Here is a 17454-nt window from a genome sequence, read left to right as displayed (position 1 = left end):
AATTGCCGATGTCACCACAAAAGACAACACAGAAATTACACCTGTTACTTCATCATCTATATTATCAGAGATTCAGTTAAATGCGAAGTTAGAAAATAATCAAATTAAGTCAGAAAACCAAACATCGGAAATTGCCGATGTCACCACAAAAGACAACACAGAAATTACACCTGTTACTTCATCACCTATATTATCAGAGATTCAGTTAAATGCGAAGTTAGAAAATAATCAAATTCAGTCAGAAAATCAAACATCAGAAATTACACCTGTTATTCCCACAAACATCTCACCAAAATCTGAAGAAGTTCATACACCAGATGATAGACGATATGCAGCGATAATTAAACCAGAGAATGCTGATATATCCTTACCAAAAATTCCCGATAATTTGCCGATTTTGAGAAATAACATTGATAATGAACAAATAACCGCATCTGAATCAATATCAGAGTCAATTTTGGCATTTGAAAACCTTGATTTATCAACTTTTATTAATCACTCACATATATCAGATATATCAGAAAATTCATCTCCTCAAGACAATGAAGACAAAAATTCTAACATTGACATTGAAGCAAATACCGTCTTAAATAATTTACCAGCTTTACCAGCACCTAAAGGTTATGCTACTGGTGGCCAAGTCACCACAACCGCAGTGGAAAATTATCAACCAGTAGCACCTTCTGATACAGTACCTGCAATGCTGACACCAGGAGAATTTGTCATCAACGCTAAAGATGCACAGAAAAATATCCACATACTTAAACATATTAATACTGGCGGTTCACCAGAGGAAATAATCTCGCTTAAATTAGATGTAACTGATAGCAAAACGCCTGAACCAACCAACTTTTCAGACTCTACGACTAAAGTAGATTCTTTTGTAGATAATACATTACAGCGCAAAGAAGCTGAACGAGAAGAACCAACTGTTTTAAATTCTCCTTCCCTGGGTGTAGAAATTGGGAAACAAAGACTTTCCAGAATGAACTCTCTACAAATTAATCCACAACTTAATACACAAATGAATTCAGTAGAAAATACAACTAAAACTTACACAGAATCAACCCCCAATTATTCATCACCTACTTTAATTTTCCGTAAGAATAATTCAAATACCAACACACAAACACCATCTGAATGGACAAGTATTGAAGAACTATTAAATAGTAGTAATAATCAATTCAATAATTATAACTTTAATAGTAGAGAGAGTAACTGGCAAAATGCACCATCTTCTCAAGTTGCATCATCAGAACCATCACAAGCATCACATATTTTTACCAAACGACTTTCTACACCTCAAGGTTTTGCAAATGGAGGAGAAGTTACAGCACCAGATATATTAAGAGATATCGCACCCATAACAGAGACGATACAAAACCCATACACATCCTTACCAACAGAAGAAAATGAAAGTAATGAAAATAATAAAGATGATAATGCAAAACTTGAAGCTTTAGCCCAAGAAATTTATTACAGATTACGACAAAGAATAGAAATAGAAAGAGAACGTCAAGGAAAATATATAGGTCGTTTACCTTGGTGATTCTATTTTATATTTTATATTTTATATTTTGGATTTTATATTTTGGATTTTGGATTTTGGATTTTGGATTGAAAATAGACTGCTGTATTAAGGAGGAAAAATAAAATGGCAAATCAAAAACTGGTAAAAGCAAAACTCGTAGCTTATAACGGAGAAGCACCAGACATTGAATTAATGTTTAATCCCGCAGATATTAGTTTTTCTAGAACAGTAAATTGGTCAAGTCAGCAAGGAAATAGAAGTACTACCTTACTTCCTAAAGTTAACTTTTCCGGTGTTGAACCTTATAAATTTACCTTAAAACAGTTAATATTCGATACCTATGAAACCAAAAAATCAGTAATGAAAGAGTATATAGATAACATCAAAAAAGGAGTAGAAACTATTAATGGTTCACCAGATAAACGTCCACCTGTTTACATATTAACTTGGGGAAGCGAATATTTTTATTGTGTCATGACCAGTTTAACTTACACATTAAATATGTTCTTAAATGACGGTACACCAGTAAGGGCAATAGTAGATATATCCTTACAAGAAGTAGATAAAAATAATATGCCAGGAGGTAGAGAATCAGCTTCTCAAGGTGCAGCCAGACAAGCAGACTCGCGGATTTAATAAATAATTCAATCAATATTCAATCAATATTCAATCAATAGTTGACAAAATTACAGCAGATTGCAAATCAAGGAGTACAGAATCAAAATTAAAACCTATACACCAAGCCAGTTTTACTCCTGACTCCTGCTGCATTGATATACATTTTATCTCATGAAATAAAAACTAAAATCTTATGCCAGACAAAAGCCTGTATTTAAGTGAACCAAAAATTCAAATAGAAGGACAAGACGCTTCACCGGAATTAATGAAAGATTTATTAGAAATTACCGTAGAAGAGAGTCTGCATTTACCAGCAATGTTTACCCTGGTAATACATAATAGTTATCTGAGTACAGTTGAACGTGCAGAATACCAAGAATGGAGACACGAAAAGCTGTTTAAAATTGGCACACAAATCAAAATTGGGTTTATTTCCAGCACTACCCAAGATAGTAATTTTAAGAAAAAAGACGAACAGAATTTAATTGAAGGGGAAGTGACAGCAATAGAAGTTCACTTTAATGAAAAAACCGAAGCACCCATTATTATTCGTGGTTATGATGTTTCCCATCGGTTGCATAGAGGGCGTTATAATCGTTCTTTCTTGAATCAAATGGATAGCGATATAGTCAAACAAATTATAGGAGAAACGGGAATTTCACCAGGTAAAATAGATTCTAGTGGCGTAAACCATGAATATGTGTTTCAAGAAAACCAAACTAACATGGAATTTTTGAGAGAAAGGGCGGCGCGGATAGGGTATGAATTATTTATTCAGGATGGAAAATTAAACTTTTGTCAACCAGAAAGCAAGGAATCTTTAAGCTTAAAATGGTTAAATGAAATTAGTAAATTTAGTGTGCGTGTTACCAATGCAGAACAAGTGAAAGCAGTAGAAGTGAGGAGTTGGGACTTTACCCAAAAGAAATTAATTACCTCAGAAGTAACAGCAGAAAAAGTAATTACAGAAACAGGAAATGGCAAAGGAAGCAAAACAAGTACAGCATTCAAAGGTAAACCATCCAATCCAAAAATGATCGTTGTAGATAAACCTGTTGCTACAGAAAACGAAGCTAAAAAAATGGCTCAAGCTTTGTGTGATGAGCTGGGGGGAGAATTTGTTTATGCAGATGCTCAAGCTTATGGAAACCCCAAAATTAGACCAGGGAGGCTAATCAATATTCAAGATATCGGCGATCGCTATAGTGGAAAATATTATGTCACCGAAACACGCCACTTTTATAATCAAAGAGTCTACACCACAAATTTTAGTGTGCGGGGGTTAAGAGCAGGTAATTTATTTTCTACTTTATCAACACAAACACACCTGCAACCAGGACAAACTTTTTTAATAGGAATAGTCACCAATAATAAAGATCCCAAAGGTTGGGGAAGAGTAAAAGTAAAGTTTCCTACACTCAGTGAAGAACATGAAAGTCACTGGGCTAGAGTAGTAACTGCGGGTGCAGGACCCAATCGAGGTTTTGATTGTTTACCAGAAGTAAATGATGAAGTTTTAGTAGGGTTTGAACATGGAGATATTCACCGTCCTTACATCATTGGTAATGTGTGGAATGGAAAAGACGCACCACCAGAAAAAGTAGATGATTCAGTTGTTAAAGGAGTGCGATTACGTACTTTTAAAACCCGCACAGGACACACCATGCAATTTGTAGAAGAAGATAAAGGAGGAAGTAAAACAGGTATTCGTTTAGAAACCACCAAAGGACACAAAATTTATCTCAATGATAGTGAACAATTTATTGAGATTAAAACAAAAGGCGGTCATACTATTAAAATGGATGACAGAGGTAAAACAATTTCAATAGAAACCTCCGGTAAACATAGCATTAAAATGAGCGATGCTAGTAAATCAGTTACCATCAAATCAACAGGCAATATGTCAATAGAAGCCCAGGGAAATCTTGACATTAAAGCTAATGGTGTAATCACCGTCAAAGGTTCATTAATTAAATTAAATTAATAATGACTTATGCACAAGTCACGGAATAACGAACCACAGAGGCACAGAGATCACAGAGAAATAAGAGTTTTAGAGATATTTTGTGTAATTCTATTCTCCTGACTCCTGACTCCTGACTCCTGACTCCTAACTCCTGACTCCTAACTCTAATTATGTCCAAACCAGCAGCCAGAATTACCGATAACGTAGCCCATCCCTTACCCCCAGTATTAACAGGCGGACCCGGTAGCCATAATGTACTGATAGGCAACTTACCAGCATGGAGGGGGATACCAGCGGCCGCAGTTGCCGCTTTACAGTCTGCCAAACAAGCAAGCGATACAGCCATCCAAGCCGCTGAAGCTGCCACCAAAGCCGCAGCAGGTACACCAGGCGCACCAGCGGCCTTAGCTGCTGAACAAGCTGCCAAAGCCACCGCCTCGGCGACAATGAGTAGCATGATTTCCGCTGCTGCTGCCTCCTCACCTCCGGGAATGGCAGATATTCATCAATGTGCTACACCCTTACCCGTACCACCCCACGGACCAGGTGTAGTTATTGATGGTAGTAAAACAGTATTAATCAATGGTTTACCCGCCTGTCGTATGGGCGATACCATTCTAGAAGCATTGGGTCCGACTAATAAAATTGTCAAAGGAGAGATGACAGTTTTGATCGGTGGATAATTATCTATTCCCAATTCCCAATTCCCAATTCCCAATTCCCAATTCCCAATGAATTACTCGACTTTTGGCGAATAGGCTTATACCTGTAATGTCGGTATCTTAGAGAATTAAAGATTTAATAAATCCTGAAATCCTGGATATTATCTCGACTTACTTCGACATAGTTCGACTACGCTCACTAACCACTCAGTACAAGTCGCGGTAGTTGAGCGTAGTCGAAACTCGATAACCACCTGATTCTTACAGTTATGGTCTATAGCCAACAAAACGAAAGAGATTATTTAGGTACTGGTTGGGCTTTCCCGTTGCAGTTGAACTTGCAAGGGGGAATAAAACTCAGCAGTGATGCTCAAAAAGTTAAAGAGTCTATCTGGATTATCCTTCGTACAGGGGTGGGTGAACGAGTTTATCGCCCTAACTTCGGTTCGCGCTTGTCAGAGTTGGCCTTTGCACCATTGAATACTGATACTCTACTGCGAATACGTCTCTATGTTTTAGAAGCTTTGGAAGTTTGGGAACCCAGAATTATTGTAGATGAGGTGTTGACCGAACCTGACCCTGTGCTGGGCAAAGTAGAGATCATTATCAACTATCGGCTCAAGGATTATGCTGATATTCAGAGCTTTGTTTATCCATTCTATTTGCTGGCTGCTGGGAAGTAACTTGTAATATTAAGCCCTGTTAATTACTAATAATTCTCTTGTTCCCTGTTCCCTGTTCCCCATCCAAACAGATATGATAACTATTCAAATAGACATGATATGAAATTTGACTTTTTACCACAATTACCTACTTCTAACTTAGACGATCGCACCTTCGATGACTTGGTGGAAGAAAGTCTCATGCGTATCCCGCGCTACTGTCCCGAATGGACAGACCACAACTTGAGCGATCCAGGGATTACGCTGATAGAAGTATTTGCTTGGTTAACTGACCAAATGTTACTCAGGTTTAACCAAGTCCCACGTAAAAATTATGTCGCTTTTTTAGAATTATTAGGTATTCGGCTGCAACCACCAGCCCCAGCCCATACAGAATTAACTTTTTATTTAAGTTCTGATCTACCTCAAGCATACACCATTCCCGCAGGTCTGGAAGTTTCCACGGTACGCACTGAAACTACACCAGCTATTACCTTCAGTACAGATTCACCTTTAATTATTGGTAAACCCCAGATTCAGCATTTTTTAACCGCCCAAACCACAGAAGACACCCCCCAATCTCTGCGAGAAAGATTGGTGAACTCCTGGACTCGTCAAAACAACGGTTTCTGGACTGGTAATGAACAAGCTATATTTAACGAACAACCCCAACCGGGAAACTGTTTTTATTTAGTAATTAATGGTGATGCAGCTTTGGATGGTAATGTGTTAGAAATTACTTTCCAAGGAGCAGCAGCCACACCGACAGGAATTGATCCCAATCAACCGCCCCGATACTGGGAAGCTTGGGATGGGGAAAATTGGCAACCAGTGTTATTCAAAGAAACAGACGACCATACCAGAGGTTTCAGTTTTTACGAAATTGAACAACAAGGTAGTAATGCTGCCCAAGGTGCTGATGTGCGGCTGCATTTACCCCAAACTTGGCCTGTAACAACATTTACCGTGTATCGTGGACGCTGGCTACGCTGTCGGTATACTACCCCAGGTAGCAATCAAGGGGTTTATAATCGTCCACCGCAAATCACTGGGTTAGGAGTGCGGTCTATAGGTGGTACTGTTAGAGCTACCCATAGTACCCTGATTCAAGATGAACGCTTAGGTATAAGTAACGGTAAACCAGGGCAAATTTTTCAATTACTCATGACACCAGTATTAGAACGTCGAGAAAATGAGTATATTGTTGTCACTCCCCCCGGTGGTTTACCCCAGACTTGGCAGGAAGTGAGAGATTTTGCTGATTCTGGACCCCAAGACCGTCATTACACCATTGATTCTATTACTGGTGCTGTGCAGTTTGGTCCATTGATTCGAGAACCAGGACAACTCAAACGCCAAACAAAACAGCGATCGCGCATTCAACAATCCAGCACAGAAGACACCGTTGTACAATTTAGTGATATTGATAACGCCCAAGAACATCAATATGGAGCCGTACCGCCACGGGGTGCAGAAATCAGAATGCTGGCTTATCGCACAGGAGGCGGTAGAGAAGGTAACGTCCAAAGTGGCGCACTCCAATTTTTAAAGTCCGCATTTCCCTATGTGGGTAGTGTAATAAATTATCAACCAGCCATTAATGGTGCAGATGGGGAATCTCTAGAACAAGCAGTCATCAGAGCGCCGCGCATCCTGCGTACCCGTGATCGAGCAGTCACAGCAGAAGATTTTGAAGTTTTAACACAACAAGCAGGAGCAGGAGCGATCGCCAGGGTGCGGTGTTTACCAGCCAATGCTACCAGACAAGCAGGTACAGTAGGTTTACTGATTGTTCCCTATGCAAATACAGACGGAATTGAATTTGGCGAAGGTATTGCACCACAACAATTTGCTCTGAGTCCCGCACTACAAGAACAAATTCTGCAATACTTGGATGAGAGAAAATTATTAGGCGTACAAATCCAACTGCAAGAACCACAATACGTAGGTGTTTCTGTACAAACAGAGGTAATTTTAGAACCTGCCTATAACAACCCTTTAGCCAGAGCAGAAATCCTTCGTCATCTGAGAGTATCCCTGTATAAATATCTCAACCCCTTAACTGGAGGCTTAGAAGGCAAAGGTTGGCCTTTTGGAAGACCAGTTTACACCTCAGATATTATCGCCTTAATGCAGCAAACCCCCGGTGTCCGTTATTTAGGGCGAGTCTTGCTATTTGCTATCCGCAAAGAAGGAGATACATGGAGGCGGCAATCTTCCCCAGAACAAGTAATAGATCCCGGCGCACAAGGTTTAATCTGTTCTTGGGCTGATAATAACCTGCGTTCTGGGCATGATATCCAAATCAGTAATCTTTAAATCAACAAACTTTAAGGAAAGATTTTATGGTGCAAAGTCGTTCCAGTCCTGCTATTCGTATTCACTTAACCCCAATGCAAATTCCTGAAGCAGTACCAGGAGCAGGTTTAACATTTGCAGGGACAGAAAGCATGGATGCAGCAGCACAGAGTTTAGTCTTGCATCCAGGAGAACCCAGCGAAATGGTTGTGCAAGTACAGAACTTAGAACAACGGCCTGTGAGGGTAAGTTTAAAAGTTGAAGGTAACTTTCCTGCTGATTGGTGTCAAATAGGTGGCACAGAAGGCAGTGAAATTCCCCCACGGGGACAAATGGATGCTGTACTTTATTTTTCTGTTCCTGCCAGCTTTTTTGAAGATCAACAGGCAATTGTTCCCGGACAACAAGATAAATTAAATCTGAATTTTCGCAGCTTAGTTGTTATTAATATTGACTCAGGAACAGAGAGAGAACAAATTCAACACAGCGATTACTTTGATTTATATGTTCGTCCCTACAGTTCCTACATGGAATTTTTACCTGTTTTATATCGGGAAGTAGACTTGATTGGTCGCTTCATGAAAATATTTGAACAGGCTTATCAACCAGCCATTGATAGTTTTAACGTCTTATGGGCAAATCTTGACCCCTTAACAGCACCAAAAGCACTATTACCATTTTTAGCTCACTGGGTGGCTTGGGAAGTAGATTCAGTCTGGAATTTACATCAACAACGGCGTTTAATTCGTCGTGCAGTTGAGCTTTATCGTTGGCGAGGAACTCGTAAAGGTTTGCGGTTATATTTACATCTTTATACAGGTTTACCTTTAGATGAGGATATACCTAATGAAACTGATAAACATATTAGTATTACCGAACCTTTTGGACCTAGTTTTGTTTTGGGTACAGCACAATTAGGTAGTGCAGTTTTAGCAGGTGGTGAACCATTTCATTTTCTAGTTTGTTTGCGCCCCCATCACCGGAATATGAACCTCAATCAACAATTAATTCGCCGAATAATTGAGCAAGAAAAACCCGCTTTTTGTACTTATGATTTAGTGATAGAAAATTTGAGATAAGGAGTCAAAAGGCAGGAGGCAGGAGACAGGAGGTAAAAGTTAATATTCTCCCCCTGCTTCCCCAGTCCCCAGTCACCTATTCCCTATTCCCCGCCCAAACAGATATGATAATTATTCAAACGGACATTATATGACTCATCCTTTCCCACCTCCACACATCCAACCTTTAGAAAGGTTACAACCAACTGATGGTTTACTGATTAATGCAGAACGTTGGAGTAAAGCTCATGAATATCATCGTCTGCGTCAAAATACCCACTATCAAAGTTTAAATCAACCAGGAATTGTTTGTGGTTTAGGTGTGCGGCTAATTCCTGCACCCCGTCAATTTGAAGCTAAATATCGAGATGGACGTTGGGTACAAATTCAACCAGGAATTGCTATTGATATGAATGGCAATTTGATAGTTGTACCTACATCTTATGATTTTCCTATTGATTTAGAAGTAGCTACTTCTGAACCGCTGATGATTTACTTAGTAGTCAGCTATGTAGATCCTAATGAATTACGGCGTGGACAGCAAAGAGATGTTGTCCAAGAAACCTATCGTATTGATCAAAGAAACTCTACACCAGATGTTTCCGAAATAGAAATTTGTCGCATACTTTTAGAACCAGGACAAAATTCAATTATTCAGCCAGCGGATGCTTTTTATCCTGGTTATAATAATATTGATTTACGTTATCGTCGTCATGCCCAGGCACGTCCTCAAGCCTTAGTGAAAATTGCACAAGTTTCTCATAGTGATGGTGAATATGCTCGCAATTTTTTCAACCTTGCTTACTTATTGCAATCCGTAGAACCTTTATACCCAAATTTGCGCGGTGCTGATGAACCTAGTGAGGTTTCCCTATCAGAAAATATCCAAGAATATGATTTACTTTATCTTACAGGTAGAGAGTCACTATCTTTGAATAATGTTGAGTTGGAATCACTAAGAAATTATTTAAATTTAGGTGGCACATTGTTAATTGATGCCCCTTTAGATGCTAATGCTTTAATTGAAAGTATCCAGGCCTTAGCACAACAATTAGAAAGTCCTTTAAGACCATTAACAGAGTTACGAAGAAGTCACCCTTTAAGGACAAAACCTTTCTTGTTTGCTGCTTTACCTATAATCAATCAACAGTTAATCCAATTATTTTTAGGTGGGGGAATAATTTTAATAGTTGGTGATTTAGCATCTGCATGGGGAATAGATAGAGAATTTAATTTACCCCGGTTAACTATTCGCACAGCCCAGGAATTAGGAATTAATATACTTAACTATGCTTGTCAAAGAAGAAAGTTGATAGGTTTGCAACAAGAGGACAGTTCAGGAAAGTGGTAGTTTTGAGAGGGATCGATAGTATTTTGTATTCTGTTCCCTTTTCCCTAGTCTTCACAGATAACTTTTTGATGCCACCTCTACGTGGGAAGTAACAATGTGATAAAAGTTACGGAATACTACTTTTAAAACATCCTCTAAGACCAAAAAACTCTGCACCTCACCCTTTTTGGTAAATCCTACAAGTGGAACAGCCATCTTGCCTGTTCCATAATACTCCAGAATATTAGGATGTAACAGCTTATGAAATCATTGATTTTGATTATTTTGTGTCACTACGCTAGTCCTGTTCTTCTGTACTTCTGTAATCAGTGATTCAAAATCACTATTATTATTACCACCTCTAGTCAATAAATCCCTAATTCTATTAGTGATAGAATCCAAATTTCTAGACATTAAACTACTTAGACTTTTCACAAGGTTTTTCAACTTCTCAAACATACTCAGTTCGACAGTTAAATATTCATTACCACGGGGATATACAACCTTGCCTTTTTCTGTCTCGTAATATTCACCTTCAGGCATCAACATTGATTTTAGCGGGTTTTCTTGCCTTGCCATGTCTACTTGGGGGGGTTTATTACTTAGGAATAAGACATCATAAATTTTGCCATTCCAACTAGCCCAATAATGATTTTGGAAGAACCACCTCTTACCATGATCACAATTGCGCTTTCTGCCTTGGTAAACAGTTTCGTCCGCTTCACTTAAAAAGGGTTTCTTAATTTGTTCAATCGTCACATTTGGAATACCAAAATATTCTTGCGCTACTGTTTGAAATGCTTCAGCTAAGGTTCTACAATCTCCTTCTCTTGTTCCTGTTAACAGAGTTGTCCCCTGTTTATAAGTCATTGTGTATTTAAATGATATGTTTTTGAAATTATTCAACAATTGTTCTAGGATTTTTTCCTGTGGTGAATTTTCATCTATGCCTTTAACTAATTCCTTCCCTACTACATGATTATTCAAAAACTGTTGTTTGGGATTAGCAGCGCTGTTATCTGCTGTTGCCACATTGCCAGCTTCATTTTGGCTAGTTGCAGTCTGTGAAGTTTGCTGTTTTTGGATGGTATCTTGATTAATTTGATTAACTACATTCGAGGCAACTGTATCTGCTTCTTGTTCATATTGGTCTCCTGGTTGACTAATATTTAACTTTGCCTGTACCAGTGATGGTGAACCAGAAGATGATATTTTTTCAGGATGACGAAAAGCTATTTGTCCCAGGTTGTGACCAAAACCATACCCTTGTTGAACGCGACTATATAACACATCATTCATTTTGGCTTGTAACAGGGTCAGTTGTGTTTGTCCTTCTGGGGTGATGGTGCCATGTTTAGCTTGCAGTTGTAATTTTGTCGCTTCTATTTGATTTTGTTGAAATTCTTGATTTTCAATGTCTGTTTGTGACAGGGTTTTATTTGTGTGCTGTTGAGTTTTGTTAGTAGATGGGCGTGACTGAAACTGAGTTTCTTCTGACTGGATAGCCAAGGAGTCAGCTTTTTTGGAAATTTGCAACCTTTGTTTCATCGCTCACCTCACAGATTGACATAGGTAATCAATTAAATATTATCTCACTTAGCTACAGGTATGACAGTTTCGACTTTAGTCTAGTTTTTGGGGTTGAGATGGAATAGCTGGCGATCGCAGTAACACCTCCTACAAGAGATAGGTGATCGCACTGTTCACCTGACATTATTTATTCCCGTTCCTTGATCATTCTCAACTCTTTAAAAAATCATCAATATTTTTTTTTATATCTTCTTTGATTTCTTGATTCAGCAAGGTAGATTCTAGTTTATTTATTTGATTATTAATTATTTTTTTAAGTTTCTGGCGTAATAATTCGTGATTTCCCCATGTTTTACTATCAATCCTTAGTAAAGCTAGTAGTAAATCTCCTGGATAGAAATCTCCAGCTACTAAAATATCTTTTTCTAGACTTCTTATTGCTAAAGGAATCACATAATTTAGTCCAATTTCTTGGCTAATTAATATTCTGATTTCTTCAGTATCTAGAGCATGAATTGGTTTCTTTCTCAATTTATAACATTCTTTCACTAAGCGAGGGGCATCTTCGGGAGATTCACCCCAGTAATTAGCTTCGAGTTGTTCTAAAGATTTTTGTTGATTCATCTTCATCTACCTTTAATTAATTTTTGAATCTTAATTAAATCCCACCTTGCACTTTGATCAGAACATTTTGTATTTCATCTTTTTGTCTGGATACTGTCGATAGTAGGCGTTTAGCTTCCTCTAACGTATCACCTTCAAATTCTGAGTTTTTAATACTATTCTTTAATTGATCTAGTTGATTTCCTAATCCTTTGAGAGCGTCATTAACCTCTTTTAGATGATCATATTGTTTACCTCCAATTTTCACTGGCTCTCCTAAAATATCTTTGGCAGCACCTGCTAAATCATCCTCTGTTAAGTGTTCTGCCAAACGATTTACTTTATTAGTAAATGCTTCTAGTTTATCTTTGCCCTTACCTGTTAATTTAGCACTAAGATTAATTTTTTTTAGAGTTTTACTGGCAGCGGTTGTCACTAACTGAACTTTTTTTTCTAAAAACTTAACGCGTTCCCATAGTTTATCTAACTTTTTAGTAAAAGAGGCTATTCCATAAATATCTCCCGCTACTGGTATCAGTTCAAGACCTATTTCCCACCAGGAGCTATCCATAATACTTAGAATGTCATCAGCATCTTTAATAAATTGTTTAGCAAATTGCTTAGACATATACTGTTGAAGTCTACTTTTAATCTGATTTTCTATAAATTCTTGTATAGCTTTTTTAGCTGCTGCTTTCACTCCTTGTTTAGCTAGAGCAGAAACCGGACTTTTTTGAATATAAGTTCCAGAACTTAGGGATAATTGCTGCACTACATGAGTCAACTCATGCGCCGTCAACTGATTATTTCCCGGTGCTTTCCCCTCTCCATAGTACACATCACTACCATGAGTAAATGCCTGTGCCCCTAACTGTCGGTTCATCTGCACTGCGGTACTATCCGTATGCACTCGCACCTGACTAAAATCAGCACCAAAGCGAGGTTTCATGAAACTTCGCACGTTATCCGCTAACGGACTCCCTCCTCCTTTACTACTATTTAGCCGACTCTCAATACTATCCCCATCTGCCAAGTTACCATGACTTGCCGTTTGTAATGCAGGCTTGGTTTGTAATTCTTCCTCCTGTGATATTGCCTCCCGTTGTATAGCAGTAGCAGGTATTGACATGACTCGATGAGCCATCATGTCGGCTTCCTGTTCATATTTATCCCCTGGTTCTCCCACTGTTAACTTTGCCTGGGGACGACGAAAAGATATGCGACTAATGTCGTGAGTAATGGGCTGTTCGTTGATGGCTTGTTGTTCAGACTGTTCTGGTTGCTGTTGAGTTGATACTTCAGTTGCTGTTTGCATGACATTATTTGTTGTCAAACCAAAGCCCCGCACTGGATTTGCCAGCGTCGGAGTTGTGGGTGAGACAAGGGACGAATGGTAAAAAGTTGATGTGGCTGTTTTCTTACGGGCAAAGGTGCGATCGCTCATCCCTCCCTCCATTTATCGCTGAGACGAAGCTGATGTTTTTAATTTTATGGTTTTTTAGATGGCGATCGCTTTCGACCTAAGTGTAATTTTCTCTCCTCAAACCCAACCACCAATTTCTACCTCTGTTAAAGATTTCTCTAACTTAGCGTATTCTGTCCGCGCTGCTCGTAATAAATGTTTCATCTGCACTGGCTCACCCACATCCGCAGCCAAAAAAGCTGCATTTAAGGCTATATTACGAATATTGCCCCCAGTCACACTTAACTGCGCTAATTTCTTGGCATCTAAATCATGAGTTGGTGTACTTTTTGGGTAAACCCGTCGCCAAATTTCCGCACGTTGCACTGCATCTGGAAAAGGAAATTGAATTGCAAACCGAATTCGTCTTTGAAAAGCTGTATCTAGAGAATTTTTCAGGTTTGTGGTTAGAATTGCTAACCCTGGATAACTTTCCATCCGTTGCAGCAAATAGCTAACTTCTATGTTGGCATGACGATCATGGCTATCTTTAACTTCGCTACGTTTACCAAACAAAGCATCCGCTTCATCAAATAATAGGATCACTCCCCCTTCTTCTGCTGCATCAAATACCCGACGCAGATTTTTCTCAGTTTCACCAATATATTTACTCACTACGGATGATAAGTCAATGCGATATAAATCTAAGTTTAATTCATGAGCCAATACTTCCGCTGCTAGGGTTTTTCCTGTACCACTACCCCCAAAAAATAAGGCACTAATCCCTAAACCGCGAGTATTTTTAGCTGCAAATCCCCAGGTTTGATATACTGTAGCTCGTTGACGGACGTGAGCCGCTATTTCTCTTAACATTTCGGATTGGGCTGGAGGTAATACTAAATCTTCCCATCTGGCACTGGGGGGAATACGCTGTGCTAGTTCATCTAACCGGGGGCGGGCTTGTTTGCGGCAAGCATCCCATAAAATCCTGCTGATATCTTTTTCTTGCTCCTGGGCTAATTTTCCGGACGCTTCTGCATAAGCAGCGCGAATGGTGGTAGGACTAAGGTTAAATTGTGCTACTAATTTTTTGAATTGTCCGTTTAATTGCGGTTCTAGATGGAATAGGGTTTTTTGCCAAAGTATGGTTTGTTCTTCGGTGGTGGGTTTGTGAACATCAAAACTGACTACGGGGCGTTGCTGTATTGCCATTCTTTCCCGACTTGTCACCAACACAAAACCATTGATCCGTTCTAGAAAACGTCCGATATGATGAGTGCGATCGCCTTCTGTAATGTCAACTTTATCACAGTCAATCAATAAAGCACTTTGACTGAGAATAGCCTCTCTTTCCCACAACCGCAACAAAGTTTCCATCTCCATTGGAGCAGAAGGAATAACTTGAGCAGACATGATATGTATTGTCATTCCTAGCATTTTACAGACTGTGGCAGCGATCGCTCGTTTGCTAGTAGGTTCAATGCCACATAATTGTAAAATTGGTAACTTTTCTTTTTGAGATGCTTGCATCCAGACGGCTGCTATTTGTTCGGCTATTTGTTGCTGTGAAGCGACTAATTCTCCTGCCTCTGGTAAAGGTTCAACAATTCCCGCCAGTCTTTCATCCAGGTATTGTGTACCGATAAGATAGTGTAAAATTCTTTCATCAATTCGCAGAGGACTAAGAGTTAAAGCTCTACCTTCACCTAGCTCAATTAACCGCCAATATCGTAGTTTACTATCAGGGGCGATCGCATCCCAATGGGAATTTGGTAATGTTGCTAAAGCTAAACCCAAAGTTGGATAAACTCGCTGTGGATCTCCTTGAGCTAAAGCACAGACAGCTGCAAAATCTCCATAAAACTCCATACAGGCGCACATCAGCAGTATATCCCTCTCAAAGCTAGTCAGACCAAACAATTTACATATCTGCTCTAGTGCTGGTGGTGCTGACATTCCCGCCCTAGCAGCTTGTAACGCTTGTTCTCCCAACTGCTGTTGTTCTCTAGGTTCAGATGGCTGTGTTTTTTGAGCAGATGCTTCTATCGCACCACGCACCATAGCCAAGACTGATAATAAGTAAGATTCATTACCCTCATACCACTGTTGCCAATTGTGACTGATTTTTTTTGCCTTCATTGCACAGCCTCAGATTGATTTACGTTACTGCTCTCAATTAATACCATCGAAGCTTGATAACTAATTGACGGTCGATAGTGGGTTTGTAAAGCTGACCATATCTTAGAACTGTCTTCCATATTCAAAAATTCAGGAGAAAGTTTAATCTGTCCCAGTTGTTCCACTAACTCAGATACAGATACCCCCGCCAAAGCTTGAGAAATCAGACTTGTGGTGTTACTTGTAGCGGCAGTTTTTAAAGCATTTGCAATCAATTCCGAGGAAATAACAGTTGTTCTGTGTAATAATTGCATCGCATAACCCAGTAGCAATTCTGCCTGAAAATCCTTAGCACCATAAGCGGTTAATAGGTAGTGTAAGTTTAAAGCCAGTGGTGGATTTACAGAACGCGGACTTTTATTTATACTATTGATACTATTAATGCTGGAGTGTTTAGTACGAAATTCCTGAGATATCCAATCAACATTGCGATTCTGGGTAACTTGATAAAGAAACAAATTGAGTTGCGCCCGCTCATCACTTCCCACTTTAATTAAATCCGGTGGTATGGCAGTAACCAGCACATCACCAACACTAGCAGTAATTGAATCACTGACTAGCCCGTTTTCCAGTAAGTCTTTCAGCACTGCGGTGACAGCAACTATAGAGAGCGCGTTACTCATCATCATTCCTCACAGCACCAGCACAAGTTGATCACTATACACCTCACCAAATATTTTTCAGGCTTTGTGCTAAAACTTTAACATTCAGCATAGTATCAATAACATAAATTTTATAAGAAGTTTATACTTGTACTTGCAAATAATATCAAATCCGTATTTTACCTAATTCCACAAGAGACATTCACAGACTGGTCTGGTATTGCTGTATGCTAAAGCGAAAGCTTCGCTAACCCATAGTGTGCCATTAGCTAATGGCTGAATGCTGAATATTTCAGTAGGTAGGCGTTAAAAACTGTCCTTATGACAAAGTAAGAGGTAGAAGGTAGGAAGGAAGAGGTTTTAAGCAGTTTTGCATTTCTTTACGTACATCGGTTTTTTCATGCCGACTTACTTACAACCTCTGAGAAGATGTTGTAATCATGAAAAGTTCCTATGAAAACTAAAAATTTGGCTTGACGTAGGTAATGATATAAGCTGAAATTAAAATAAGTGAAACTTAATTATGAAAAAATAGGCTAAAAACCCTTAATGCTTCGCTGTGAGCATCAGCCGATAGTGTAGCGTGGCATTAGCCATATAGTTAAGTTTTGGATCTGGGTGGAAAAACTTGACCTTCCTTCAGGCAAGGGGACGACAGTTACTTCACTCAGGGAAACCCTTTCGGCAGTTCCTTCTGGGGTAAACCCCCAAGACCGGACTGCCTCACCAACGCACTGCCTCACGAAAGCCATTTGAAGCGTTTACGCTTCAGTAACTTGTGATATAATCGTTATCACAAGAAAATCGCCGAAAGGCACGGAAGCCACTTGGCTGTCTTACAGTGGAGGAAGTGCCAACGGCGAATTTATTCGCCGCGAATATGATATGATTGGACTGCGAGTAGGAACAACCATCTACACGAAGAAGTATTTTGATCAGGAGAAACCCCTGATTTATCTCGTCTCGGCATTTGACCGCAGCCTGGGTAAACAAGCAAAGGCAAATATGGAGTGT

13 protein-coding genes are annotated in these 17454 nt (G+C 39.3%); 8 read left to right on the top strand and 5 right to left on the bottom strand.

The window, feature by feature from the left end; genetic code table 11:
• The 8 genes from FFR48_RS16325 to FFR48_RS16290 all read left to right on the top strand — a co-directional run.
• The coding region (locus FFR48_RS16325) for a hypothetical protein (protein ID WP_162501904.1) at positions 1-1549 on the top strand (1549 nt) is incomplete at its 5' end.
• Positions 1550-1654: 105 nt separating this feature from the next.
• Complete coding sequence (locus FFR48_RS16320; RefSeq protein ID WP_137668099.1) at positions 1655-2167, top strand: CIS tube protein; 513 nt, start codon at positions 1655-1657, stop codon at positions 2165-2167.
• A gap of 175 nt (positions 2168-2342) precedes the next feature.
• Complete coding sequence (locus FFR48_RS16315; protein WP_137668098.1) at positions 2343-4133, top strand: VgrG-related protein; 1791 nt, start codon at positions 2343-2345, stop codon at positions 4131-4133.
• A 152-nt stretch (positions 4134-4285) separates the two neighbouring features.
• Positions 4286-4798 carry a PAAR domain-containing protein gene (locus FFR48_RS29015; protein WP_201277626.1) on the top strand — a complete coding sequence of 171 codons (513 nt, stop codon included), beginning with the start codon at positions 4286-4288 and terminating at the stop codon, positions 4796-4798.
• A 248-nt stretch (positions 4799-5046) separates the two neighbouring features.
• The gene (locus tag FFR48_RS16305; protein ID WP_096564857.1) at positions 5047-5460 is read left to right on the top strand and encodes a GPW/gp25 family protein; all 414 of its coding nucleotides are present in this window, start codon (positions 5047-5049) and stop codon (positions 5458-5460) included.
• A gap of 99 nt (positions 5461-5559) precedes the next feature.
• The gene (locus FFR48_RS16300) at positions 5560-7758 is read left to right on the top strand and encodes a putative baseplate assembly protein (RefSeq protein WP_137668097.1); all 2199 of its coding nucleotides are present in this window, start codon (positions 5560-5562) and stop codon (positions 7756-7758) included.
• 26 nt (positions 7759-7784) lie between these two features.
• On the top strand, positions 7785-8816 hold the full coding sequence (locus FFR48_RS16295; RefSeq protein ID WP_137668096.1) for a phage tail protein: 1032 nt from the start codon (positions 7785-7787) through the stop codon (positions 8814-8816).
• A gap of 130 nt (positions 8817-8946) precedes the next feature.
• Positions 8947-10146: a DUF4159 domain-containing protein gene (locus FFR48_RS16290; protein WP_096572520.1), complete on the top strand. Its 1200-nt coding sequence runs from the start codon at positions 8947-8949 to the stop codon at positions 10144-10146.
• A gap of 246 nt (positions 10147-10392) precedes the next feature.
• Here FFR48_RS16290 and FFR48_RS16285 read toward each other — a convergent pair whose 3' ends face one another.
• From FFR48_RS16285 to FFR48_RS16265, 5 genes are all read right to left on the bottom strand, one after another.
• Entirely contained in the window at positions 10393-11673 is a 1281-nt protein-coding gene (locus tag FFR48_RS16285; RefSeq protein WP_137668095.1) for a hypothetical protein, read from the bottom strand.
• A 192-nt stretch (positions 11674-11865) separates the two neighbouring features.
• Entirely contained in the window at positions 11866-12279 is a 414-nt protein-coding gene (locus tag FFR48_RS16280; protein ID WP_137668094.1) for a contact-dependent growth inhibition system immunity protein, read from the bottom strand.
• 34 nt (positions 12280-12313) lie between these two features.
• A complete protein-coding gene (locus FFR48_RS16275; RefSeq protein WP_162501903.1) occupies positions 12314-13714 on the bottom strand; it encodes an eCIS core domain-containing protein in 1401 nt (466 codons plus the stop codon).
• Between the two features lie 84 nt (positions 13715-13798).
• Entirely contained in the window at positions 13799-15799 is a 2001-nt protein-coding gene (locus FFR48_RS16270) for an ATP-binding protein (RefSeq protein WP_137668093.1), read from the bottom strand.
• Positions 15796-16467, bottom strand: a complete 672-nt coding sequence (locus FFR48_RS16265) for a Pvc16 family protein (protein WP_236104086.1) — start codon at positions 16465-16467, stop codon at positions 15796-15798. The genes FFR48_RS16270 and FFR48_RS16265 overlap by 4 nt, the downstream gene beginning before the upstream one ends.
• Between the last annotated feature and the right edge of the window lie 987 nt (positions 16468-17454).

The sequence above is a fragment of the Sphaerospermopsis reniformis genome (assembly GCF_005402885.1).
Classification (GTDB): domain Bacteria; phylum Cyanobacteriota; class Cyanobacteriia; order Cyanobacteriales; family Nostocaceae; genus Sphaerospermopsis; species Sphaerospermopsis kisseleviana.
This window is presented reverse-complemented; position numbering and strand designations above follow the sequence as displayed.